Consider the following 22,329-nt stretch of genomic DNA (forward strand, 5'->3'; position numbering starts at 1 on the left):
AGTTTTCCCTTCCGTCGACCGCCGACCGGGTTAGCTGACGGGTTCGGGACGGAAGTGGCCCCTACCGCTGGCGCGGATTCACCCCAGGTGCTCGGTTCCCCGGTTCGCCGTACGGCGATTGGGCGGTGGCACCGCTGGCACCGGTGGGCGCCTTCGGCGGTGACCGGCAGCGAGGTTACCCGAGAGTCGTACCGGGGATCTACGCCCGCAACCCGACCAAATGAGTATTTTCCCGATAGCGAGGGGTAATCAGTGACGCGACCGACAGCCGTGACCTCGCCTCCGGTCACGTAGCGCAGTGTCACCATGCGGCGTCCGTGCTCCTTTCCGGGTCCGGCCACCGTGCGGGGGCCGGGGTGGACGGTTCGCCGTGCCGGGGCGCGCTCAACGCCTCCAGCGCCTCGGCACGGTCGGGGGCGGGACGTGGGGTGGGGGTCGGTCCGGCCGTACCGGCGTCGGCCGGTCCCCGCCCGGCGGTCACGACCAGCGCGGCCAACCCGGTGGTCAGCGGCACCGCCGCCACCAGGCCGAGGGTCGCCACCGCGCTACGGACGATCTCCTGGGCCAGGAACTCGCTGGTGAGGATCTGGCTCACCGGGCGGCTGTCGGCGGTGAGCAGGAGCAGCAACGGTAGCGACGCGCCCGCGTACGCCAGCACGATCGTGTTGACCGTGGACGCGATGTGCGCCCGGCCGACCCGGGTCGCCGCCCGGTAGAGCTGCAACCGGGACAGCCCCGGGTTGGCGTGCGCCAGCTCGGTGACGGTGGCCGACTGGGTGACCGTGACGTCGTCCAGGACACCGAGCGAACCGATGATGATCCCGGCCAGCAGCAGACCGTGCAGGTCCACGTCGCGTTGGTACATCGACAGCGTGGTGGCCTCCTCGCTGCCGTACCCGGTCAGGTGGGTGGCGGCGGTGGCCAGCGTGCCCAGCACGCCGGTCAGCACCAGGCTGCCCAACGTGCCCAGCACCGCCACCGAGGTCTGCGCGGTGATCCCGTGGGTCAGGTACAGCACCACGAACATGATCAACGCGGCGCCGGTGACCGCGATCGGCAGCGGCGCGCCCCCGGCGGAGATGCCCGGCACCACGAAGGTCAACAGGATGGCGAAGCTGGCCCCGAGGCCGGCCAGGGCGGCCAGCCCGCGCAGCCGGCCGAAAGCCACGATCGCCGCCGCGAACAGGGCGACCAGCCAGAGCAGCGGCAGGCCCCGCTGGTGCTCGGCGATGTGGTAGCTGCTCGCCGACGGATCGCTCGGATCGGCCAACGCGACCAGCACCACCTCGTCGCCGACCGCCACCGTCGGCGCCCCCGGCCCGGACGGGACGGGCGTCTGCACCTCACGGCCCGCGTCCGGCCCCTGCTCGACGGCGACCGTCACCGTCCCGCACGGCCCCTCGGCCACCCCGGAGGGGCCGTCGGGGGTCTGCGGGGCGGGCGGGCACGGCTCGGTCACCACCCGGGTCACCGTGCCGTGGTGGCGGGGCACCTGGTCACCCTGGTCGATCTTCGGGGTCGCGCCGGGCCAGAGCAGCAGCGTGGCGATCACCGTGACCACGATGAGCGGCACCACCGTCACGACGAGGAGCCGCCGCACCCGAGGCGGGGTGGACGGAGCGGGACGGGTGTGGTCGGCGCCCATGTGTGCGAGTTCTCCCAACGATCCGGGACGGAATACGTGTCAGCCGGCCAACCGGTTCATCCCACGGGCGGCGGATCATCGTCGGACGATGGTAGCCACCACCCCGGCCCTTGCGCCCGGTTCGCCCTGCCCACGGTAGGCCCAGGGGGGAGGGTGGGGGTCATGGACCAGCACCGGTCGGCCGCTGCGGCCAGCCCACACCCCGGCCATCCGGGGCCACCCGGTCACGCCGACCACGATCCGGCGACATTCCGGCGTCGGTTCCTGGTCTGCCTGGCGTTGACCCTGCCGGTGGTGGCGACCGACCGGATGGTGCTGGGCTGGGTCGGCCACCCGCTGGAGTTCCCCGGCCGGGCCCTGGTCGGGCCGGTGCTCGGCTCGGTGGTCTTCTGGTGGGGCGGCCGGCCGTTCCTGACCGGGGCCGTCCGGGAGGCCCGCGCCCGTACGCCGGGCATGATGCTGCTGGTCGCGATGGCGATCAGCGTCGCGTACGCCGCCTCGGTCCTGACCTTCCTCGGTGCCTTCGACCTAAACTTCTGGTGGGAGTTGGCGGCGCTGGTGACCATCATGCTGCTCGGCCACTGGCAGGAGACGAAGGCGATCGGCCAGGCCCGGGGAGCGCTCGACGCGCTGGCCGCGCTGCTCCCCGACGACGCCGAACGCGTCGGCGCGGACGACGTCGTCGAACGGGTGCCGGTGACCGGGCTGCGCGAGGGCGACGTGGTGCTGGTCCGCCCCGGCGGCCGGGTGCCCGCCGACGGACGCGTCGTGGCCGGCGTCGCCGAGCTGGACGAGTCGATGGTCACCGGCGAGTCCCGGCCGGTGCCCCGGTCGACCGGCGACCGGGTGGTGGCCGGCACCGTCGCCACCGACCAGCCCGTCCGGGTGCGGATCGAGGCGGTCGGCGAGGCCACCACGCTGGCCGGCATCCGCCGCCTGGTCGCCCAGGCGCAGCGGTCCGGCGGGCGGGCGCAGGCGCTCGCCGACCGCTTCGCCGGCTGGCTGTTCTACGTCGCCACCGGCACCGCCGTGGTGACCGCGCTGGTCTGGACCGCGCTCGGCGAGCCGGACCAGGCGGTGGTGCGGGCCGTCACCGTGCTGGTGATCGCCTGCCCGCACGCCCTGGGGTTGGCGATCCCGCTGGTGGTCGCGCTCTCCACCGCCCTCGCGGCCCGCTCCGGGGTGCTGGTACGCGACAGGCTGGCCCTGGAGCGGATGCGGACCGTCGACGCCGTGCTCTTCGACAAGACCGGCACCCTCACCCGGGGCGAGCACGTGCTGGTCGGGGTGGCCGCCGCCGACGGCACCGACGGGGACGACGTGCTGCGGCTCGCGGCCGGCGTGGAGGCCGACAGCGAACATCCGCTGGCCCGTGCGATCGTGACCGCCGCCGCCGACCGGGGCGGACCGCGTGCGGCCACCGGGTTCCGCGCGCTGCCCGGCCGGGGCGTCCGCGCCGTGATCGACGGCACGGGCTACGCCGTGGGCGGCCCGGCGCTGCTGCGCGACCTGGGCCGGGAGTTGCCCCCCGAACTGGCGGCGACGGAGCGGGAGTGGACCGGCCGGGCGGCGGTGGTGCTGTACCTGGTACGCCTGCCCGACACCGTCGTCGGCCTGCTCGCCCTCGCCGACCAGGTGCGACCGGAGGCACGGGCGGCGGTCGACGCGCTGCGGGCGGAGGGCGTCCGGACCATTGCGATGATCACCGGGGACGCCCGACCGGTGGCCGAGGCGGTCGCCGCCGACCTGGGCTTCCGACCCGGGGTCGACGAGGTGTTCGCCGAGGTGCTCCCGGCCGACAAGGACCGGCAGGTGGCCGGGTTGCAGCGGCGCGGCCTGCGGGTGGCGGTGGTCGGTGACGGGGTGAACGACGCCCCGGCCCTGGCCAGAGCCGACGTCGGGATCGCCATCGGCGCGGGCACCGACGTGGCGGTCGAGTCGGCCGGGGTGGTGCTCGCCTCGTCCGACCCGCGCGGGGTGGCCGGCGTGCTGCGGCTGTCCCGGGCGGCGTACCGGACGATGCTCCAGAACCTGGCCTGGGCGGCCGGCTACAACGTGGTGGCGTTGCCGCTGGCCGCCGGGGTGCTGGCCGGGGCGGGGGTCACGCTCGGCCCGGCGGTCGGCGCGATCCTGATGTCCGCGTCCACGATCGTGGTGGCGCTCAACGCCCAACTGCTGCGCCGGGTACGCCTCGACGCCCGGTGACCCGTACCGGCCCGTCGCACGGCCGGGACGGCTAGCGTGGAGCCGTGCGGCGGGCGGGTACGGCGACGACGACCGGGCGGTGGCTGCGGCTGCTCCTGCTCGTCGGCACGCTGCTGGGGCTCTCCGCGATGCACACCCTCGGCCACGACGTGCACCTGGGCGGTGGTCACCCCGCCGGCCACGGCACCGCGACGGACGGCGCGCACCGGTCCGCCGCCGGGCACGACGCCCCGGCCGACCGGTCGTTGCTCCGTGAGCCGGTGCCGGCCGTCGGGGGATGCGGGGACGGGTGCGCGGCGGCGCTGCCCGGCGGGTCGCCCGACAGCCCGTCGACGGTGTGGAGCGTCTGCCTGGCGGTGCTCGGCGCGCTCACCGTGACGGTGCTGGTGCTGCTCTTCGCGGTGCGTACCAGGCCGGCCGGGGTGTCCCGTCCGCCGTCGCGGCCTCGGGAGCCGCGCGCCCCGCCACCCCGCCCGCTCGGGCTCCGCCTCGCCACGGTGTCGGTGCTGCGCAGATAGGACGCCCCGACGTGGCTCCGCCGCGTCCAGCGTCCGTATCCGTCGTACCGAAAGGTCTGCCCGTGTCCACTTGTCGTTGCGCCCGCCGTGCCGTCCTGGCCGGCGTCGCCCTCAGCACCGTCGTCGCCCTGTCCGCCTGCGGCGGCGACCGTTCCACCGACGGCGGCCACGGCCGCCCGGTCGCGGGCGCCGCCCCGGCCACCTCCGGGTCGGCCGGGGTCGACCCGGCCGACGTGATGTTCGCCCAGATGATGATCCCGCACCACCAGCAGGCGGTACGGATGTCGGAGCTGGCCGGGAGCCGGGCCGCCGATCCGGAGGTGACCCGGTTGGCCGGGCAGATCCGCGCCGCCCAGGCCCCGGAGATCGCCACCATGACCGGGTGGCTCACCGCCTGGGGTCGACCCGTCCCGTCCGGCAGCCCGGCCGGCGGTCACCTGCCCGGGATGGACCACGGCATGCCGGGGATGATGTCCGACGTCGACCTGGCCCGGCTGGAGGGGGCGACCGGTCGGGACTTCGACCGTCTCTTCCTCACCCTGATGATCGCCCACCACGAGGGGGCGATCACCATGGCCCGGCAGGAGCTGGCGGACGGCCGGCACGCCGGGGCCCGGGCCATGGCGCAGCAGATCGTCGCCTCCCAGCAGGGCGAGATCGACGCCATGCGGAAGATCCTCGCCCGGCGCTGACCCGGGCGCGGGCGGACGGGTCCCGACCGGTCCGCCCGCGCCGCCGGGGCGGTCAGCCGCGTTTCATCAGGCGGCCGACGGCGGCCATCATCTCGGCGGCCATCTCGTCGGCCCGGCCCTCGGCGGCCCCCTCGTGCATGCAGTGCCGGGCGTGGCCGTCGAGCAGCCCGAGGGCGACCTTGTCCAGGGCGGCCTGCACGGCGGAGATCTGGGTGAGCACGTCGATGCAGTACCTGTCGTCGTCGACCATCCTCTCGATGCCCCGGACCTGCCCCTCCACGCGGCGCAGCCGCGCGAGCAGCTGGTCCTTGCTGGCGGTGTAGCCCCGGACCGGGGTGCTCGGTGTGGTCATGCCGACCACGATAGCGTACCCCTGGGGGGTATGCTACGGTCGCAGGGCGATGTACCCCTGGGGGGTATGTTGGACGAGTGGAGGGGAGAGCCGCATGATCACGAACTACCAGGTGACGGGCATGACCTGCGGGCACTGCGTCAGCGCGGTGAGCGCCGAGGTGGGTGCCCTCGACGGCGTCACCGACGTCCAGGTCGACCTGGCCTCCGGCCGGGTCGCCGTCACCAGCGACGGCCCGCTGGACACCGCGTCCGTGCGGGCCGCCGTCGACGAGGCCGGTTACGACCTCGTCGAGGCGTGACGGTCCGGGGTATGAACACACCGACCAGGCTGGGCGGCTTCGCCCTCGCCCTCGCGGTGGTGTTCGGCGCGGCGTACGGGGTCGGCCAGCTGACCGGCCCCGTCGCCCCGCCCGCCGAGACCCGCCACGACCCCACGCACACCCCGGAACCCGTTCCCAGCACCGTCGTCCCCGAGCCCACCACCGACCCGACGCCGACGGTCACCGGCGGGGCCGGTCACACCCACGGTTGACCGGAGGTGCCGCGATGACCCCGACCACCCAGAACCCGCCCGCCGCCCCCCACCTGATCGAGCTGGCCATCGGCGGGATGACCTGCGCCTCCTGCGCCGCCCGGATCGAGAAGAAGCTCAACCGGCTCGACGGCGTCGAGGCGAGCGTCAACTACGCCACCGAGAAGGCCACCGTCCGGTACGCCGACGGGGTCACCCCGGACGACCTGATCGCCACCGTCGAGAAGACCGGCTACACCGCCGTCGTGCCCCCGCCTCCCGCCCCCGCCGGGACGGTACCGGCCGGTGCGCCCGTCGACGAGCTGGACGCCCTGCGGACCCGGCTGCGGGTGTCGGTCGTGCTCACCCTGCCGGTGATCGTGCTGGCGATGGTGCCGGCCTGGCAGTTCACCCACTGGCAGTGGCTGTCGCTGACCCTGGCCGCTCCGGTGGTCGCGTACGGCGGGCTGCCGTTCCACTGGGCCGCCTGGACCAACCTGCGGCACGGCGCGGCGACCATGGACACCCTGGTGTCCCTCGGCACCCTGGCCGCGTTCGGCTGGTCGCTCTGGGCGCTCTTCCTCGGCGACGCCGGGATGCCCGGGATGACCCACCCGTTCCGGCTGGACATCGTCCGCACCGACGGCACCGGCAACATCTACCTGGAGACCGCCGCCGGGGTGACCGTGTTCCTGCTGGCCGGCCGCTACTTCGAGGCCCGGTCCAAGCGGACCGCCGGGGCGGCCCTGCGCGCCCTGCTCGAACTCGGCGCGCGGGACGTCGCCGTGCTGCGAGGCGGCACGGAGACCCGGGTTCCGGTCGACCAACTCGTCGTGGGCGACCGGTTCGTGGTCCGGCCCGGCGAGAAGATCGCCACCGACGGGCGGGTCGACGAGGGCACCTCGGCGGTCGACGCCAGCATGCTCACCGGCGAGTCGGTGCCGGTCGAGGTCGGGCCCGGCGACCAGGTGGCCGGTGCCACCGTCAACGCGGGCGGCCGGCTGGTCGTCACCGCCACCCGGGTCGGCGCGGACACCCAGCTCGCCCAGATGGCCCGGCTGGTGGAGGCGGCGCAGACCGGCAAGGCCGCCGTGCAGCGGCTCGCCGACCGGATCTCCGGGGTCTTCGTGCCGATCGTCATCGCGCTGGCCGTCGGCACCCTGGGCTGGTGGCTGGGCGCCGGGGGCGGCCCGACCGCCGCCTTCACCGCCGCGGTGGCCGTGCTGATCATCGCCTGCCCGTGTGCGCTCGGCCTGGCCACCCCGACCGCGCTGCTGGTCGGCACCGGGCGCGGCGCGCAGCTCGGCATCCTGATCAAGGGGCCGGAGGTGCTGGAGTCCACCCGGCAGGTCGACACGGTGGTGCTGGACAAGACCGGCACGGTCACCACCGGCCGGATGACCCTGGTCGACGTCCGTCCCGCCGAGGGGCAGGACCGGGCCGAGCTGCTCCGGCTCGCCGGGGCGGTGGAGGCCGGCTCGGAGCACCCGATCGCCCGCGCCGTGGCGGCCGGTGCCGCCGAGGCCGGGGAACTGCCGCCGGTCACCGGGTTCGCCGCCACCGAGGGGCTGGGCGTCACCGGCACCGTCGACGGCCACGACCTCGTCGTCGGGCGGCCGAGGCTGCTGCGCGAGCGGGGTCTGGACGTACCCGGGGAGGTGGTCCGGGCGGTGGCCGAGGCGGAGGCCGCCGGGCGTACGGCGGTGGTGGCGGGCTGGTCCGGGCGGGCCCGGGGGGTCCTCGCGGTCGCCGACGTGGTCCGACCCGGCAGCCGGGAGGCGGTCGCCGGGCTGCGCGCCCTGGGCCTGACCCCGGTGCTGCTCACCGGGGACAACGCGACGGTCGCGCAGGCGGTGGCCGCCGAGGTCGGCATCGACCGGGTGACCGCCGAGGTGCTGCCGACCGACAAGGTCGACGCGGTACGCCGGCTCCAGGCGCAGGGTCACACGGTCGCCATGGTCGGCGACGGGATCAACGACGCCGCCGCCCTGGCCCAGGCCGACCTGGGGCTGGCCATGGGCACCGGCACCGACGTGGCGATCGAGGCGTCCGACCTGACCCTGGTCCGGGGTGACCTGACGGCCGCGGTGGACGCGATCCGGCTCTCCCGGCGCACCCTCGCGGTGATCAGGGGGAACCTGTTCTGGGCGTTCGCCTACAACGTGGCCGCCCTCCCGCTGGCTGCCGCCGGGCTGCTCAACCCGATGATCGCGGGGGCGGCGATGGCCTTCTCGTCGGTCTTCGTGGTCGCCAACAGCCTCCGGCTGCGCCGCTTCCCCGCCGCCACCCTCCACCCCGGACAACCGAGTTGATCAAGAGGTTCGCGTCACCCGGCGCGCCTGCCGGTGACGCGAACCTCTTGATCGACGGGCTGGAGCGGCGGTGGTGGTGTTTTGGGGGTGGGGGGCGGGGGTATCTGGGGGGCGTTGGAAGAAGTGCTTATTCGGGAGGCTCTCATGGGGTTCGACGACAAGATCGAAAACACGACCGAGAACACCGCCGGCAAGGTCAAGGAGGGTGTGGGTCGGGTGACCGACAACGAGCGCCTGGAGGCCGAGGGCCGCAACGACCAGGCCAAGTCCAGCCTCAAGCAGGCCGCCGAGAAGGTCAAGGACGCTTTCAAGAGCTGAACCGCGCCACCCCACACGCCGGACCGACCTCGTCGGCCCGGCGTGTGGCGCGTCGGGGGTGAAAGCTCGGCCGAGCGGGCTGTGCGGCATTGTGTCCGTGGTGCCGCCCGACACCTCTGCGCGGTACCGCCCGACACATCGAAACGGGGAAGTCGATGCACCGCAGCTCCACCACCGCGCTCACTCTCGCCGTCCTCGCCGTCCTCGCCGCCGGCTGCTCGGACGGTGGGACCGACACGGACCCCGCGCCCGGCCCGCCGACCAGTGCCGCCGGCAACCCCACCGGGGAGGCCACGCCCGACCCGGTGACGACCGCCGCCACCGCCACCCCGACCGCCGGCACCGCCGCGAACACCGCCCAGGTCTGCCGGGCCGTCGATCAGTTGATCATCGACGGCAGCCGGCAGATCGCCGCCGACTCGGTCGAGGCCACCCGCGAGGAACTCACCCCCGAGCAGCTCAACGGCAAGCTCAAGGGGCGGCTGCTCCGGCTCGCCGACGACGTCCGCGCGCAGGCCCGCAAGGCCCGGGACGACCGGATCAGGAAGCTGGTCGAGGAGACCGCCACGAAGATCGACGCCGGGGCGGCGGCCAAGAGCCCGGCGAGCTGGATGGGCACCGACTTCGTCGACATCCCGCCCCGGCTCACCCGCGACTGCCACGTCTGAGCCGTACCCGGGTCGGTGGGACGCCCCGGCGACGGCTCAGCGTCGACCGGGCAGCGGGCGGGACGGTGGCGCGCTGCCGGCGAGCGAGGCCCGGTCGGCGGCCGAGGTGCCGGACTGCCAGCCCTCGGCGTCCCGCACGGTCAGCCGGGCCCGGGTGACCCCGGGGAAGAGGGTGTCCATCCGCTCCCGTACCGCGCCGGAGCGGGCCGCGAGCACCGGCAGCAGCCGGTCCGCCCCGGTGTCCCGCGCCGCCTGCCGGTCCGCCGCGTCGGTCGCGGCCCGCAGCCGCTCACCGATCCGCCTGGCGAAGGCGTGCAGGAAAGCCTCGTCGTACGCCCTGGTGCGCCGGCCGCCGCCGCGCCGTTCCTGCCGGCCGCGCAGCATCGCGGCGGTGGCCTGCACCAGCAGTGAGGTGTGCAGCAGTTCGACGGCCTCCAGATCGGCCGGGAAGCCGAGCACGGTGGCGAAACCGAGATCGTCGGACCAGACCGACTCGCACCGGTTCGCCGCCGCCACCTCCTGCACCAGCAGCGCCTTCGCCCCCGCGTAGGGGGCGTCGGTGCTGATCCGGACCCCACCGGGGTGGTCCGGGTGGGCGGCGGCCGACTCGACCAGCGCCCGTTCCAGGCTGTGCCGGGCGATCAGTTCCTGCGCCTTCCCGGTGAACGCCTCCGCCTCGGCGGGGAACGTGGTGGACTCCGCCTTGGCCAGCAGCGCCCGTACCCGGTCGAGGACCCGCGAGCCGGACGGCCCCGGCGGCCCGGTCACCGTCGCGGCACCGACGCCGCCGGGCGGTGGGCGCAGTACCGCGACCGGCGGCAGGCCGGCCAGCAGCGCCAGCACCTCGACCGCGTCACGCAGGGCGGCGATCCGGTCCGTGCCCTCACGGGCCGCCCACCCGCCCAGCCAGTGGGCGTCGTCGTCCCAGTGGAGGCGGGCGTCGAGGTCGGCCAACTGGTCGTCCCACCACTGCGGCACCGGGCCGGGCTGCGCCGCCCGGTCGGCGGCGAGGGCGCCGACGACCAGCCGGCCGGGGCGCGCGCCGAGCCGGCGGGCCACGATCCGCGCCACGTCGGCCGGCTGCCAGCCCCGGGGCCAGAGCCGGTGCACGGCGGCGACCAGCCGGCGCAGCAGCGCGGCGTCCACCGCCGCCGGCCCGTCGGTGTCGCCCCGGCCGCCGTCGTCGCCGGCCCGCGCCGGGGCGCTGCCGACCACCAGCCGGTCCAGCTTCCGCTCCGCGTCGCGTACGTCGGTGCCGCGCACCGCCGCGACCGCGGCGGTGATGAGGGCGTCGGCGTCCGGCACCTTTGGTCCTTCCTCGGGGGACGACGGCCGGGGGTGTCCGGATCGTCGGGAGTGTCTGCCCGGCAACGGTACCCGGGCCCGGATTGCCCGCCCCCGGCACTCATCCGTTCGTCGTCCGCGCCCGTACTCCTGCCCGGAGTGGACCCGGGTGGACGCAGGAGGCGAACGGTGAGCACCCTGACGGTGAGCGAGTCCGTCGACCGTGGCCGGCACCGGGGGCGACGGCGGGGCGTGACCCCGGCCGGTGTCCTGACGGCGGTGCTGGTGGTGGCCGGGCTGGCCGCCGGCGGTGCGGTGGTGGCCGAGCGGCAGGGCGTCGACCTGGGTGCCCTCGTCGGCGACGTACGGCGGGAACCGCTGCGGCCGGCCAACGCGGCGGCACCGCCGGTGCCGCCCGGGGAGCAGGCGCCCGCCCCGCTCTCCTCCGCCGTGCCCCCCGCCGCCAAGCCCACCCCGGTGGCGCTGCGCTATCCGCAGCGGGGCACCGGCACCTGGCGGACGGCGACCGCCCAGGGTGCGGTGGCCGGGCGCGGCGGGCAGTTGTTGCGCTACCGGGTGGCGGTGGAGGGCGGCATCGACGACGTCGACCCGGAGCGGTTCGGGCGGGAGGTGGCGGTGGTGCTCGCCGACCGCCGGGGCTGGACCGCCGACGGCCGGTGGCGGCTGCAACGGGTCGGCGGCGACACCCCCGCCGACTTCACCGTGCTGCTGACCACCCCGGTCACCCGGGGTGAGCTGTGCGGGGACACCTCCGACAGGTACACCTCCTGCCGCAACGGCGACCGGGTGGTGGTCAACGTGGCGCGCTGGGCGCGGGGCGTGCCCGACTTCCGGGGTGATCTCGGCACCTACCGGGCGTACGTGCTCAACCACGAGGTGGGGCACCGGCTGGGCCGGGGGCACGAACGGTGTCCGGCGGCGGGCGGGCCGGCCCCGGTGATGCAGCAGCAGACCCTCGGCCTGCATGGCTGCCGGCCGAACGCCTGGCCGATGGTGGGCGGCAGCCTGCTCACCGGCCCGGCCGGCGAGTACGACGACCCGATCCCCACCGACGACTGACCCGGCCGCCCCCCGTCCGCTCACCGGCGGGGGAAGGACGCCCAGATGTTCTTGGTGCGGTCGGTGGCGTACCAGCCGACCGTCAGCGAGACGGCCATGGCGATCTGGAGTCCCCGCCCCCCGGCCCCCATCGGGCGGGTGTCGGACAGCTCGGGAATGGTGCTGAGATCGTGGTCGGCCACGTCGAGGATGAGCGAGTCGTCGACGGTCAGCAACCGGACAATCGTCGGCGGAATGCCATGTTTGAGGGCATTGGTGGCGAGTTCGGTGGCAACCAGGGCGATCAACTCGGGAACCTCGTCCATCCGTTGACCGTCGAGGAGCTGCTCACCGGTGACGGCCTCGTGCAGGGAGGCGCGCAGGGTGCGCAGGTCGGCGGGATCGGCCAGTTCCCACCGGCGCAACTCGGCGGCCTGCGGCGGGGGCGGCGAGGTGAGAAGCTGTGCCATGATCCCGGTTTACCCTGCGTAGCGGTCTGCTATGCCAGCCCCGGCTGTCGGGGATTCGTCGCTCCGCCACCCCGCCCCGGACCGGGCGCGGGGGGTGTGCTTCGGGCCACTGTCCAGGGTGGTGTGCCAGGCGGGGGCGGGTGGGGGTTCCGGCGTCCCGCCGAGGGTCGCGGAAATCATCCGATTCGGGGCCTGCGTCAGCCCCTGCGGTCGCGTAAAGTCCGCAAACTGAACGGGCCATGTCGGCGACGGAACGCCCCGCTAACGGGTGCCCGTCCGCTCGGTTGGGCGCATCCCCGCGCCGGCTCGCGGACCGCCTCAGGAAGAGCCATGACCGCCAGTACGAAGACCCCCAAGGTGACCGTCGTGGTCCCGGCGTACAACTCCGGGCCGCACATCGAGAAGCTCGTCACCTCGTTGCTGGGCCAGTCGCTGCCCGCCGGTGAGTTCGAGGTCATGTTCGTCGACGACGGCTCGACCGACTCGACCGGTCCCCGCCTCGACGAGCTGGCCGCCGCCCACCCGCACTTCCGGGTGCTGCACATCGACAACTCCGGCTGGCCGTCGCGGCCCCGCAACCTCGGCGTCGAGCACGCCCGGGGCGAGTACGTCTTCTTCGCCGACGACGACGACTGGTTCGGCGAGGAGGCGCTGGAACGCCTCCACGCCTGCGCCACCGAGCACGACGCGGACCTGGTGGTCGGCAAGATGGCCGGGCACCGCCGTTCGGTGCCGCGTGAGCTGTTCCGGCGCAACCGGTTCGACGCCACGCTGGAGAACTCGCCGCTGATCGACAGTCTCACCGCGCACAAGCTGTTCCGGCGGTCCTTCCTCGTCGAGCACGACCTGCGGTTCCCCGAGGGCAAGCGCCGGCTGGAGGACCACGTCTTCGTCACCCGAGCCTTCTTCCTGTCCCGGCGCACCTGCGTGCTGGCCGACTACGTCTGCTACCACCACCAGCGGCGGGCCGACGCCGGCAACGTCACGGCCACCGCGCTGGAGCCCGCCGGCTACTTCGTCAACCTGCGCGAGGCGCTCGACATCGTCGACGCGCACACCGCGCCCGGCCCGCTGCGCGACCGGCTGCACCGGCGGTGGCTGCGCAACGAGATGGTCTCCCGGTTGCGCGGCCGGCGGCTGCTCGACGCGCCCGCCGACTGGGTGGACCAGCTGGTGGGCGAGGCGCAGCGGACGATCCGGGACCGGTTCGCCCCGGGCGTCGCCGCCGGCCTGCCGCCGCTGCAACGGATCATCACCCGGCTCGTCGAGCAGGGACGCACCCCGGACCTGCGCCGGCTCGCCGAGTGGGAGGCGGCCGTCCGGGCCGTGCCCACCGTGCGGCGCGTCGAGCGGGACGCCACCACCCTGACCGTCACGCTCACCGCCGAGCTGTTCTTCGGCGAGCAGCCGCTCACCCTCACCGCCGACGGCGAGCAGCGGCTGCTGGTGGTGCCGGTGGACGACGTCCCGGCCGACCTGCGGGACGCCACCACCCGGATCAAGCAGTCCAAGCTCGACGTCATCGCCCGGCGGCGGGACACCAGGGAGGAGTTCTTCGTGCCGGTCACCGGCACGGTCGAGCTGGTCCCGGCCGCCGACGGCAGCCTGCGGCTGGTCCAGCGGGGCACCGCCCGCCTCGACGTCGGGGCGCTCAACGGCGGCCGGAGCAGGGGCACCTGGGACCTCAAGGCCCGGGTCACCTGCTGCGGCTGGACCGAGGACGCCGTACTCCCGGTGGCGTTCCGCTGCGCGACCGACGGGGCCCGGCCGGTCTCCGTGCCGTACCTGGGCAGCCTGCGTTTCCGGCTGCGGCGGGCGGTGGCCCGCCGGGTGCCCGAGTCGATCCGGCGGGCCATCCGCCGCTGACCCCGCCCGCCCCGTAGCGGGGCGTGGACCGGCACCACCGTGACCCCCGTCACCGGTCGGGCGGCCGGCGTGAAGAACCCGTCAAGAAACCGTGGCCCCCCGTCACGGTCGCGTTATGGCCCCTGTCCGGTCGGACGACGGCGCGTTGTGATTGCCCGGCGTGGCCGGTAGGCGGTCACGCGTACCCGTCCGGTTGGGGGAGTCCGCGTGTCTGACGTGGTGTTCGTGCTGGTGACGGTGGTGCTGTTCGCGGCGCTCACCCTCGTGGTGAGGGGCGTGGAGAAGCGGTGAACGCCGTCAACGCCGTCGGCCTGGTGCTGGCGATCGGTCTGGGTGTGTTCATGGTCGTCGCGCTGCTGTTCCCGGAGCGTTTCTGATGACCACGGGGACAGCCGGCGTCGTTTTCGTGTCGTCCCTGGTGGTGGCGCTCGCCGTCGCGTACCGCCCGGTCGGCGACCACCTGTACCGGTCGGTCGCCGGCACCCGCCAGTCCCGGGTGGAGCGCGGGGTGTTCCGGCTGGTCGGGGTGAACCCGGCCGTCGGACAGTCGTGGGGCGTCTACGCCCGCAGCGTGCTGGCCTTCTCCGCCGTCTCGGTCCTGTTCCTCTACGCCCTCCAGCGGTGGCAGAACCACCTGTGGCTGTCGCTGGGCTTCGACCCGGTGGTCCCGCACGGGGCCTGGAACACCGCGGTGTCCTTCGTGACCAACACGAACTGGCAGTGGTATTCGGGCGAGTCGACCATGGGGCACCTGGTGCAGATGGCCGGGCTGGCGGTGCAGAACTTCGTCTCCGCCGCGGTGGGCGTCGCCGTGGCGGTGGCCCTGATCCGGGGCTTCGCCCGCAGCCGCACCGGCGAGGTGGGCAACTTCTGGGTCGACCTGGTGCGGATCGTGCTGCGGGTGCTGCTGCCGGTCGCGGTGCTCGGGGCGCTGGTGCTGATGCTCGGCGGCGTGGTGCAGAACCTCTCCGCCGGCACCGACGTGACCACCCTGACCGGCGGCGGCCAGAGCCTCCCCGGCGGGCCGGTGGCCGGCCAGGAGGTGATCAAGGAGTTGGGCACCAACGGCGGCGGCTTCTACAACGCCAACAGCGCCCACCCGTTCGAGAACCCCACCGCCTGGACGAACTGGGTCGAGCTGCTCCTGATCCTGCTGATCCCGTTCAGCCTGCCCCGGGTCCTCGGCCGGATGGTCGGCCAGCAGCGGCAGGGCTACGCCGTCGTCGCGGTGATGGCCGTCCTGGCACTGGGCAGCGTCGCCCTCACCACCGGGTTCGAGCTGGCCGGGCACGGCACCGTGCCGCAGGCGGTCGGCGCGGCGCTGGAGGGCAAGGAGGTCCGCTTCGACGTGTCGGACTCGGCGACGTTCGGGGCCGTCACCACGCTGACCTCGACCGGTGCGGTGAACTCGTTCCACGACTCGTACACCGCGCTGGGCGGGATGATGACGTTGGGCAACATGATGCTCGGCGAGGTCGCCCCCGGTGGCGTCGGCGCCGGCCTGTACGGGCTGCTGGTCCTCGCGGTGATCACGGTGTTCGTCGCCGGACTGATGGTCGGCCGGACCCCGGAGTACCTGGGTAAGAAGATCGGCACCCGGGAGATCACGTTCGCCTCGCTGTACTTCCTGGTCACCCCGGCCCTGGTGCTGGTCGGCACCGCCACCGCCTTCGCCACCGGCAACGACGCGACCGCGCTGAACACCGGCCCGCACGGCCTGACCGAGGTGCTCTACGCGTTCACCTCGGCGAGCAACAACAACGGCTCGGCGTTCGCCGGGATCACCGTGAACACCGCGTGGTGGAACACCGCGCTCGGGTTGTGCATGTTGCTCGGCCGGTTCCTGCCGATCATCTTCGTGCTCGCCCTGGCCGGCTCGCTCGCCCGCCAGGCGCCCGTCCCCGCCTCCGAGGGCACCCTGCCGACGCACCGACCGCTCTTCGTCGGGATGGTCGTCGGCGTCACGGTGATCCTGGTGGCGCTCACCTTCCTGCCCGCGCTCGCGCTCGGCCCGCTGGCCGAAGGGCTGTGACCCGCATGAGGAACGAGGACATGACCGTCGCGTCCGTGATCACCGACGACCGGCCGGCCGTCGACACCACCCCTCCCCGGGCCGGCGGCGGCCTGCTCGACCCCCGGCAACTGGTCAGGTCCCTGCCCGGGGCGCTGCGCAAACTCGACCCGCGCACCCTGTGGCGCAGCCCGGTGCTGCTGATCGTGGCGATCGGCGCGGTCTTCACCACCGTCCTGGCGGTCGCCGACCCGTCGGTGTTCGGCTGGGCGATCACCGGCTGGCTCTGGCTCACCGTGATCTTCGCCAATCTCGCCGAGGCGGTCGCCGAGGGCCGGGGCAAGGCACAGGCCGCCACGCTGCGCCGAGCCCGGCAGGACACCGTCGCCACCCGGCTGGTCGGCTGGACCCCGGGCGCGCCCGCCGACGCGTACACCGACGAGGTGGTGCCGGCGCCGCAGCTGCGGCAGGGGGACGTCGTCCTGGTCGACGCCGGCGGGATCATCCCCGGCGACGGCGACGTCGTCGAGGGCATCGCCAGCGTCGACGAGTCCGCGATCACCGGCGAGTCCGCCCCGGTGATCCGGGAGTCCGGCGGCGACCGCAGCGCCGTCACCGGCGGCACCCGGGTGCTCTCCGACCGGATCGTCGTGCGGATCACCCAGCGGCCCGGGGAGAGCTTCATCGACCGGATGATCGCCCTGGTCGAGGGGGCCGACCGGCAGAAGACCCCGAACGAGATCGCGTTGAACATCCTGCTCGCCGCGCTCACCCTGATCTTCCTGCTGGCCGTGGTCACCCTCCAACCGTTGGCGATCTCCGCCAAGGGCTGGCAGGCCGCCGCCCCCGACACCGGGGCGATCACCGGCACCGGGGTGACCGGGGTGGTGCTGGTGTCCCTGCTGGTCTGCCTGATCCCCACCACCATCGGGGCGCTGCTGTCGGCGATCGGCATCGCCGGCATGGACCGCCTCGTGCAGCGCAACGTGCTCGCGATGAGCGGCCGGGCGGTGGAGGCGGCGGGGGACGTCGGCACCCTGCTGCTCGACAAGACCGGCACGATCACCCTGGGCAACCGGCAGGCTACCGCGTTCCTGCCGGTCGAGGGGGTCACCGCCGACGAGGTGGCCGCCGCCGCGCGGCTGTCCAGCCTCGCCGACGAGACGCCCGAGGGGCGGTCGGTGGTGTCGCTGGCCGCGCGGGGGTCCGACCCGGGTGCGCCGGGGCCGGACCCGCTGCCGTACGCCGACTTCGTGCCGTTCACCGCGCAGACCCGGATGAGCGGCGTCGACCTGACGCCCCCTGACGCGCCGGCCCGCAAGGTCCGCAAGGGCGCGGCGACGGCGGTGCTGGCCTGGGTACGGGAGCACGGCGGCGAGCCGGGCACCGGGGTCGACCGGATCGTCGACGGCATCGGCGGACACGGCGGCACCCCGCTGGTGGTGGCCGAACACGTCGCCGGGGAGCCGGCCCGCACGCTCGGCGTCATCCACCTCAAGGACGTGGTGAAGACCGGGATGCGGGAGCGGTTCGCCGAGCTGCGCCGGATGGGCATCCGGACGGTGATGATCACCGGCGACAACCCGCGTACCGCGCGGGCGATCGCGGACGAGGCCGGGGTGGACGACTTCCTCGCCGAGGCGACCCCGGAGGACAAGCTCGCCCTGATCCGCCGGGAGCAGGAGGGCGGCCGGCTGGTCGCGATGACCGGGGACGGCACCAACGACGCCCCCGCCCTGGCCCAGGCCGACGTCGGCGTCGCGATGAACACCGGCACGTCGGCGGCGAAGGAGGCCGGCAACATGGTCGACCTGGACTCCGACCCGACGAAACTGATCGAGATCGTCGAGATCGGCAAGCAGTTGCTGATCACCCGGGGCGCGTTGACCACGTTCAGCATCGCCAACGACGTGGCGAAGTACTTCGCGATCATCCCGGCCATGTTCGCCGGCCTCTACCCGGGCCTGGACCGGCTCAACGTGATGCGGCTGGGCAGCCCCGAGTCGGCGATCCTCGCCGCGGTGATCTTCAACGCCCTGGTCATCGTCGCGCTCATCCCGCTGGCCCTGCGCGGCGTGCGGTACCGGCCGGCCGCCGCGTCGACGCTGCTCGGCCGCAACCTGCTGGTCTACGGCGTCGGCGGCCTCGTCGCGCCGTTCGTCGGCATCAAGCTCATCGACCTGCTCGTCCAGTACGTCCCAGGGATCTCGTGATGCGCCTACCCACCTGGCTCGCCCAACACCTCGCCGCCCTGCGCGCCCTGCTCGTGTTCACCGTGCTGCTCGGCGTCGCCTACCCGCTCGCCCTGGTCGCCGCCGGCCGGCTCCCCGGCCTCGACGCGAAGGCCGACGGTTCGCTGCTGACCGTGGACGGCCGGGCCGTCGGCAGCGCCCTGATCGGGCAGTCCTTCACCGACGCCGACGGCGATCCCGTCCCGCGTTACTTCCAGTCCCGCCCGTCGGCGGCCGGCGACGGCTACGACCCGACCGCCTCCGCCGCCTCGAACCTCGGCCCGGAGAGCGTGGTGGACACCCTCGCCGCCGACCCGCAGCAGTCGACCCGGAGCCTGCTCAGCCAGGTCTGCGCGCGCAGCCTGGCGGTCGGCCTGCTCGACGGCGTCGACGGGCGGCGGCCGTACTGCACGCCCGACGGGGTGGGCGCGGTGCTGGCGGTGTTCCGCGCCGACGGGCTGACCGGCCGGATCACCCGGGTGGTCAGCGTCAACCAGACCGCCCCGGCCACCCCGTTCGTCGCCTCCTGGCAGGGGGTGCCGGTGGAGCTGGCGCAGCCCGGGGAGGACTACCGGGCCGCCGGTGGGCTGGTCACCCCCGTCCGGGGGGACGCTCCGGAGCGCCCCGCCGTCCCCGCCGACGCGGTCACCGCCAGCGGCAGCGGCCTCGACCCGCACATCAGCCCCGCGTACGCCGAGATCCAGGTGGCCCGGGTGGCGCGGGAGCGGGGCGCGGACCCGGCGGTGGTGCGGCGGCTGGTCCGGGAGCACACCACCGGGCGGACGCTCGGCTTCATGGGCGCCCCTGCGGTGAACGTGCTGGAACTCAACCTGGCCCTGGACCGGAACCTGCCCGCCCGCTGACCCCCGACGCCGGCACCCCCGCCCGGGGGTGCCGGCCCGGCGGTCGCGCCCCCGGGGCGGTACGCACAGCGGGAGGATGGACGCGTGCCACGAGGTGAACTGCGCATCTACCTGGGCGCCGCCCCCGGCGTCGGCAAGACGTACGCGATGCTGGAGGAGGCCCGGCGGCGGGCCGAGCGGGGCACCGACGTGGTGGTCGGCCTGGTGGAGACGCACGGCCGGCCGCAGACCGCCGCGATGATCGGCGACCTGACGGTGCTGTCCCGCCGCCCGCTGCGCTACCGGGGCACCGACTTCACCGAGTTGGACCTCGACGCCGTGCTGGCCCGCCGTCCGGATCTCGTCGTGGTCGACGAACTGGCCCACACCAACGTGCCCGGCTCCCGGCACGAGAAACGCTGGCAGGACGTCCAGGAGCTGCTCGACGCGGGCATCTCGGTGCTGTCGACGGTCAACGTGCAGCACCTGGAGTCGCTCAACGACGTGGTCGCCCGGATCACCGGCACCACCCAGCGGGAGACCGTCCCGGACGCCGTGGTCCGCGCCGCCGAGCAGGTCGAACTGGTCGACATGACCCCGGAGGCGCTGCGTCGGCGGATGGCGCACGGCAACATCTACCGGCCCGACCGGATCGACGCCGCGCTCGGCAACTACTTCCGGGTCGGCAACCTCACCGCCCTGCGCGAGCTGGCCCTGCTCTGGCTGGCCGACAAGGTCGACGACCAGCTCGACCGGTACCGGGCCCAGCAGGGCATCTCCGCCACCTGGGAGGCCCGGGAACGGGTCGTCGTCGCCCTCACCGGCGGCCCGGAGGGGGAGACGCTGATCCGTCGGGCCGCCCGGATCGCCGACCGGAGCAAGGGCGCCGACCTGCTCGCCGTGCACGTGGCCCGCAACGACGGGCTGGCCGGGGCGGACCCGGCCCAGCTCGCCCGGCAGCGGGTCCTGGTGGAGAGCCTCGGGGGCAGCTACCACCAGGTGCTCGGCGGGGACGTCCCGGCCGCCCTGCTCGACTTCGCCAGGGGGGTCAACGCCACCCAACTGGTGCTCGGCGCGAGCCGGCGCGGCCGGTTCGCCCACCTGTTCGCCCGGGGCGTCGGCGTCACCACCACGGCCCGCTCCGGGGCGATCGACGTGCATTTGGTGACCCACCCGCAGGCGGGGCGGGGCCGGCGCGGTGCGGCGGTGCCGGCGGCGCTGTCCCGGCGGCGTCGGCTGCTCGGGTTCGCGCTCGCCGGGCTGGGCCTGCCGCTGCTCACCCTGCTGCTGTCGGTGCTGCCGGACCTCACCCTGACCAACGACATCCTGATCTTCCTGGCCGGGGTGGTCGGGGTGGCGCTGGTCGGTGGCCTGTGGCCGGCGCTGGTCGCCGCGCTCGGCGGATCGCTGCTGCTGAACTGGTTCTTCACCCCGCCGTACCGCACGCTGACCATCGCGGAGGCGGACAACCTGCTCGCGCTGGGCGTCTTCGTCGCGGTGGCGGTCGCGGTGAGCGGGGTGGTGGACGTGGCGGCCCGGCGTACCCGGGAGGCGGCCCGCGCCGCCGCCGACGCGCAGACCCTGGCCACCGTCGCCGGCAGCGTGCTGCGCGGCGAGCGACCGTTGCCGGCGCTGCTGGACCGGCTGCGGGAGACGTTCGCGCTGCGTGCGGTCAGCGTGCTGGAACTCGCCCCCGACGCGCAGGGCCGGCCCGGCCGGGCCCACGAGGAGGGCTCGTGGCGTCGGGTCGCCAGCGTCGGGGTGGACCCGGCGGGCAGCCCCGGCGCGGGGGAGACCACGGTGCCGGTCGACGAGCGGCTGACCGTGGTGCTCAGCGGCCGTCGGCTGGAGGCCGCCGACCGGCGCATCGTCGAGGCGTTCGCCGCGCAGGCCGCCGTGGCGCTGCGTCAGGAACGGCTCGCCGAGGAGGCCGCCACCGCCCGGCCGCTCGCCGAGGCCGACCGGTTGCGCACCGCGCTGCTCGCCGCCGTCAGCCACGACCTGCGTACGCCGCTGGCGTCGGCGAAGGCGGCGGTGAGCAGCCTGCGCAGCCCCGACGTCGAGTTCGACCCGGAGGACCGGGCGGAACTGCTCGCCACCGCCGACGAGTCACTGGACCGGCTCGGCCGGCTGGTGGCGAACCTGCTCGACATGAGCCGGTTGCAGGCCGGCGCGCTTGGCGTCACCCGCACCGCGGTCGGGCTGGAGGACGCCGTACCGCTGGCCCTGGACGAGTTGGGGCCGGCCGCCGCCGAGGTGCGCACCGACATCCCCGCCGACCTGCCGGCTGTCGACGCCGACCCGGGCCTGCTGGAACGGGTGCTGGTCAACGTCGTCGCCAACGCGCTGCGGCACAGCCCGGCCGGCCGGCCCCCCACGGTCACCGCCAGCGCCCACGCCGGGCAGGTGGAGCTGCGGGTCATCGACACCGGACCGGGCATCCCCGAGGACCGCTGGGAGCACGTCTTCCTGCCGTTCCAGCGGCTCGGCGACCGGGACAACCAGACCGGGGTGGGGCTCGGGTTGGCCCTGTCGCGGGGGCTGGCCGAGGCGATGGGTGGCAGCATCACCCCGGAGACCACCCCCGGCGGGGGGCTGACCATGGTGCTGCGGCTACCCGCCGCCGACGAGAGGCCGGACCGGTGACCCGCATCCTGGTCGTCGACGACGAACCGCAGATCCTCCGCGCGCTGCGGATCAACCTGCGCGCCCGGGGGTACGACGTCGAGGTCGCCGGGACCGGCACGGCCGCGTTGAAGGCCGCCGCCGGCCACCCGCCGGATCTGGTGGTGCTCGACCTGGGCCTGCCCGACCTCGACGGGGTGGAGGTCATCCGGGGCCTGCGTGGCTGGACCACGATCCCGATCATCGTGCTGTCCGGCCGGGCCGGCAGCGCGGACAAGGTGGCCGCCCTCGACGCCGGTGCCGACGACTACGTCACCAAGCCGTTCGGGGTGGACGAACTCCTCGCCCGTATCCGCGCCGTCACCCGCCGCCTCGCCAGCTCACCCGTCGACGCGACGGCGACCGCCCGGGTGGGCCGGCACACCGTCGACCTCGCCACCCGCACCGTCACCCGGGACGACGGTGCCGAGATCCGGCTCACCCCCACCCAGTGGGCGGTGTTGGAACGGCTGCTGCGCCACCCCGGGAAGCTGATCAGCCAACGCCAGCTCCTGCACGAGGTGTGGGGGCCGGAGTACCAGCAGGAGACCAACTACCTGCGGCAGTACCTGGCGCAGTTGCGGCGCAAGCTGGAGGACGATCCGGCCCGGCCCCGGCACCTGATCACCGAGCCGGGCATGGGCTACCGCTACCGCCCCTGACCGCCTGGTCCGGTGCC

20 protein-coding genes and 1 riboswitch are annotated in these 22,329 nt (G+C 74.5%); of the genes, 16 read left to right on the top strand and 4 right to left on the bottom strand.

Features of this window, described 5'->3' with window-relative positions:
- Positions 1–4: 4 nt before the first annotated feature.
- Positions 5–135: riboswitch (cyclic di-AMP (ydaO/yuaA leader) on the bottom strand.
- Positions 136–301: 166 nt separating this feature from the next.
- A complete protein-coding gene (locus Q2K16_RS24130; protein WP_302740374.1) occupies positions 302–1,645 on the bottom strand; it encodes a YibE/F family protein in 1,344 nt (447 codons plus the stop codon).
- A 162-nt stretch (positions 1,646–1,807) separates the two neighbouring features.
- Here Q2K16_RS24130 and Q2K16_RS24135 point away from each other — a divergent pair, with 162 nt between their 5' ends.
- The 3 genes from Q2K16_RS24135 (at position 1,808) to Q2K16_RS24145 (ending at position 5,060) form a co-directional block, all read left to right on the top strand.
- A complete protein-coding gene (locus Q2K16_RS24135; RefSeq protein ID WP_302740375.1) occupies positions 1,808–3,850 on the top strand; it encodes a heavy metal translocating P-type ATPase in 2,043 nt (680 codons plus the stop codon).
- Between the two features lie 44 nt (positions 3,851–3,894).
- Positions 3,895–4,368, top strand: a complete 474-nt coding sequence (locus Q2K16_RS24140; protein WP_302740377.1) for a hypothetical protein — start codon at positions 3,895–3,897, stop codon at positions 4,366–4,368.
- Positions 4,369–4,430: 62 nt separating this feature from the next.
- Positions 4,431–5,060: a DUF305 domain-containing protein gene (locus Q2K16_RS24145; RefSeq protein WP_302740378.1), complete on the top strand. Its 630-nt coding sequence runs from the start codon at positions 4,431–4,433 to the stop codon at positions 5,058–5,060.
- A 52-nt stretch (positions 5,061–5,112) separates the two neighbouring features.
- Here Q2K16_RS24145 and Q2K16_RS24150 read toward each other — a convergent pair whose 3' ends face one another.
- Positions 5,113–5,412, bottom strand: coding sequence for a metal-sensitive transcriptional regulator (locus Q2K16_RS24150; protein WP_088643776.1), 300 nt, complete (start codon positions 5,410–5,412; stop codon positions 5,113–5,115).
- A gap of 94 nt (positions 5,413–5,506) precedes the next feature.
- On the opposite strand from Q2K16_RS24150, the gene Q2K16_RS24155 reads away from it, so the two are divergent.
- The 5 genes from Q2K16_RS24155 to Q2K16_RS24175 all read left to right on the top strand — a co-directional run bounded on the left by Q2K16_RS24155 (position 5,507) and on the right by Q2K16_RS24175 (position 9,223).
- Positions 5,507–5,713, top strand: coding sequence for a heavy-metal-associated domain-containing protein (locus Q2K16_RS24155; RefSeq protein ID WP_088643691.1), 207 nt, complete (start codon positions 5,507–5,509; stop codon positions 5,711–5,713).
- A gap of 11 nt (positions 5,714–5,724) precedes the next feature.
- Positions 5,725–5,946, top strand: a complete 222-nt coding sequence (locus tag Q2K16_RS24160) for a hypothetical protein (RefSeq protein WP_302740381.1) — start codon at positions 5,725–5,727, stop codon at positions 5,944–5,946.
- A gap of 14 nt (positions 5,947–5,960) precedes the next feature.
- Positions 5,961–8,237, top strand: a complete 2,277-nt coding sequence (locus tag Q2K16_RS24165; RefSeq protein WP_302740383.1) for a heavy metal translocating P-type ATPase — start codon at positions 5,961–5,963, stop codon at positions 8,235–8,237.
- Positions 8,238–8,381: 144 nt separating this feature from the next.
- Positions 8,382–8,555, top strand: coding sequence for a CsbD family protein (locus Q2K16_RS24170; protein ID WP_091244888.1), 174 nt, complete (start codon positions 8,382–8,384; stop codon positions 8,553–8,555).
- Positions 8,556–8,710: 155 nt separating this feature from the next.
- Positions 8,711–9,223, top strand: a complete 513-nt coding sequence (locus tag Q2K16_RS24175) for a hypothetical protein (RefSeq protein WP_302740387.1) — start codon at positions 8,711–8,713, stop codon at positions 9,221–9,223.
- Between the two features lie 36 nt (positions 9,224–9,259).
- On the opposite strand, the gene Q2K16_RS24180 is transcribed toward Q2K16_RS24175, so the two are convergent.
- Positions 9,260–10,528: a DUF2786 domain-containing protein gene (locus tag Q2K16_RS24180; RefSeq protein ID WP_302740389.1), complete on the bottom strand. Its 1,269-nt coding sequence runs from the start codon at positions 10,526–10,528 to the stop codon at positions 9,260–9,262.
- Between the two features lie 168 nt (positions 10,529–10,696).
- Between Q2K16_RS24180 and Q2K16_RS24185 the strand changes: the two genes are divergently transcribed.
- Positions 10,697–11,587: a DUF3152 domain-containing protein gene (locus Q2K16_RS24185; RefSeq protein ID WP_302740391.1), complete on the top strand. Its 891-nt coding sequence runs from the start codon at positions 10,697–10,699 to the stop codon at positions 11,585–11,587.
- A 20-nt stretch (positions 11,588–11,607) separates the two neighbouring features.
- Here the strand turns inward: Q2K16_RS24185 and Q2K16_RS24190 are convergent, their stop codons facing one another.
- Entirely contained in the window at positions 11,608–12,036 is a 429-nt protein-coding gene (locus Q2K16_RS24190; protein ID WP_302740392.1) for an ATP-binding protein, read from the bottom strand.
- 330 nt (positions 12,037–12,366) lie between these two features.
- Here Q2K16_RS24190 and Q2K16_RS24195 point away from each other — a divergent pair, with 330 nt between their 5' ends.
- From Q2K16_RS24195 to Q2K16_RS24225, 7 genes are all read left to right on the top strand, one after another.
- Positions 12,367–13,902 carry a glycosyltransferase family A protein gene (locus Q2K16_RS24195; RefSeq protein ID WP_302740394.1) on the top strand — a complete coding sequence of 512 codons (1,536 nt, stop codon included), beginning with the start codon at positions 12,367–12,369 and terminating at the stop codon, positions 13,900–13,902.
- Between the two features lie 287 nt (positions 13,903–14,189).
- A complete protein-coding gene (kdpF, locus tag Q2K16_RS24200) occupies positions 14,190–14,279 on the top strand; it encodes a K(+)-transporting ATPase subunit F (protein ID WP_067312053.1) in 90 nt (29 codons plus the stop codon).
- Positions 14,279–15,934: a potassium-transporting ATPase subunit KdpA gene (gene kdpA / locus Q2K16_RS24205; RefSeq protein WP_302740399.1), complete on the top strand. Its 1,656-nt coding sequence runs from the start codon at positions 14,279–14,281 to the stop codon at positions 15,932–15,934. The genes kdpF and kdpA overlap by 1 nt, the downstream gene beginning before the upstream one ends.
- 20 nt (positions 15,935–15,954) lie before the next feature.
- Positions 15,955–18,126, top strand: coding sequence for a potassium-transporting ATPase subunit KdpB (kdpB, locus tag Q2K16_RS24210; protein ID WP_302740400.1), 2,172 nt, complete (start codon positions 15,955–15,957; stop codon positions 18,124–18,126).
- On the top strand, positions 18,126–19,007 hold the full coding sequence (locus tag Q2K16_RS24215) for a potassium-transporting ATPase subunit C (RefSeq protein WP_302740402.1): 882 nt from the start codon (positions 18,126–18,128) through the stop codon (positions 19,005–19,007). The genes kdpB and Q2K16_RS24215 overlap by 1 nt, the downstream gene beginning before the upstream one ends.
- Before the next feature lie 84 nt (positions 19,008–19,091).
- Positions 19,092–21,632, top strand: coding sequence for a DUF4118 domain-containing protein (locus tag Q2K16_RS24220; protein ID WP_302740403.1), 2,541 nt, complete (start codon positions 19,092–19,094; stop codon positions 21,630–21,632).
- Entirely contained in the window at positions 21,629–22,312 is a 684-nt protein-coding gene (locus tag Q2K16_RS24225) for a response regulator (RefSeq protein WP_302740404.1), read from the top strand. Before Q2K16_RS24220 ends, Q2K16_RS24225 begins: the two co-directional genes overlap by 4 nt.
- The last annotated feature ends 17 nt before the right edge of the window (positions 22,313–22,329 follow it).

Source organism: Micromonospora cynarisoli (genome assembly GCF_030518815.1).
GTDB classification, from domain to species: domain Bacteria; phylum Actinomycetota; class Actinomycetes; order Mycobacteriales; family Micromonosporaceae; genus Micromonospora; species Micromonospora wenchangensis.

What these genes read in the sequence shown, in the direction of transcription:
- Q2K16_RS24130 (WP_302740374.1), bottom strand. Translation starts at nt 1,645, where the DNA reads ATGGGCGCCGACCACACCCGTCCCGCTCCGTCCACCCCGCCTCGGGTG.
- Q2K16_RS24135 (WP_302740375.1), top strand. Translation starts at nt 1,808, where the DNA reads ATGGACCAGCACCGGTCGGCCGCTGCGGCCAGCCCACACCCCGGCCAT.
- Q2K16_RS24150 (WP_088643776.1), bottom strand. Translation starts at nt 5,412, where the DNA reads ATGACCACACCGAGCACCCCGGTCCGGGGCTACACCGCCAGCAAGGAC.
- Q2K16_RS24155 (WP_088643691.1), top strand. Translation starts at nt 5,507, where the DNA reads ATGATCACGAACTACCAGGTGACGGGCATGACCTGCGGGCACTGCGTC.
- Q2K16_RS24160 (WP_302740381.1), top strand. Translation starts at nt 5,725, where the DNA reads ATGAACACACCGACCAGGCTGGGCGGCTTCGCCCTCGCCCTCGCGGTG.
- Q2K16_RS24165 (WP_302740383.1), top strand. Translation starts at nt 5,961, where the DNA reads ATGACCCCGACCACCCAGAACCCGCCCGCCGCCCCCCACCTGATCGAG.
- Q2K16_RS24170 (WP_091244888.1), top strand. Translation starts at nt 8,382, where the DNA reads ATGGGGTTCGACGACAAGATCGAAAACACGACCGAGAACACCGCCGGC.
- Q2K16_RS24175 (WP_302740387.1), top strand. Translation starts at nt 8,711, where the DNA reads ATGCACCGCAGCTCCACCACCGCGCTCACTCTCGCCGTCCTCGCCGTC.
- Q2K16_RS24190 (WP_302740392.1), bottom strand. Translation starts at nt 12,036, where the DNA reads ATGGCACAGCTTCTCACCTCGCCGCCCCCGCCGCAGGCCGCCGAGTTG.
- Q2K16_RS24195 (WP_302740394.1), top strand. Translation starts at nt 12,367, where the DNA reads ATGACCGCCAGTACGAAGACCCCCAAGGTGACCGTCGTGGTCCCGGCG.
- kdpA (WP_302740399.1), top strand. Translation starts at nt 14,279, where the DNA reads ATGACCACGGGGACAGCCGGCGTCGTTTTCGTGTCGTCCCTGGTGGTG.
- kdpB (WP_302740400.1), top strand. Translation starts at nt 15,955, where the DNA reads ATGACCGTCGCGTCCGTGATCACCGACGACCGGCCGGCCGTCGACACC.
- Q2K16_RS24215 (WP_302740402.1), top strand. Translation starts at nt 18,126, where the DNA reads ATGCGCCTACCCACCTGGCTCGCCCAACACCTCGCCGCCCTGCGCGCC.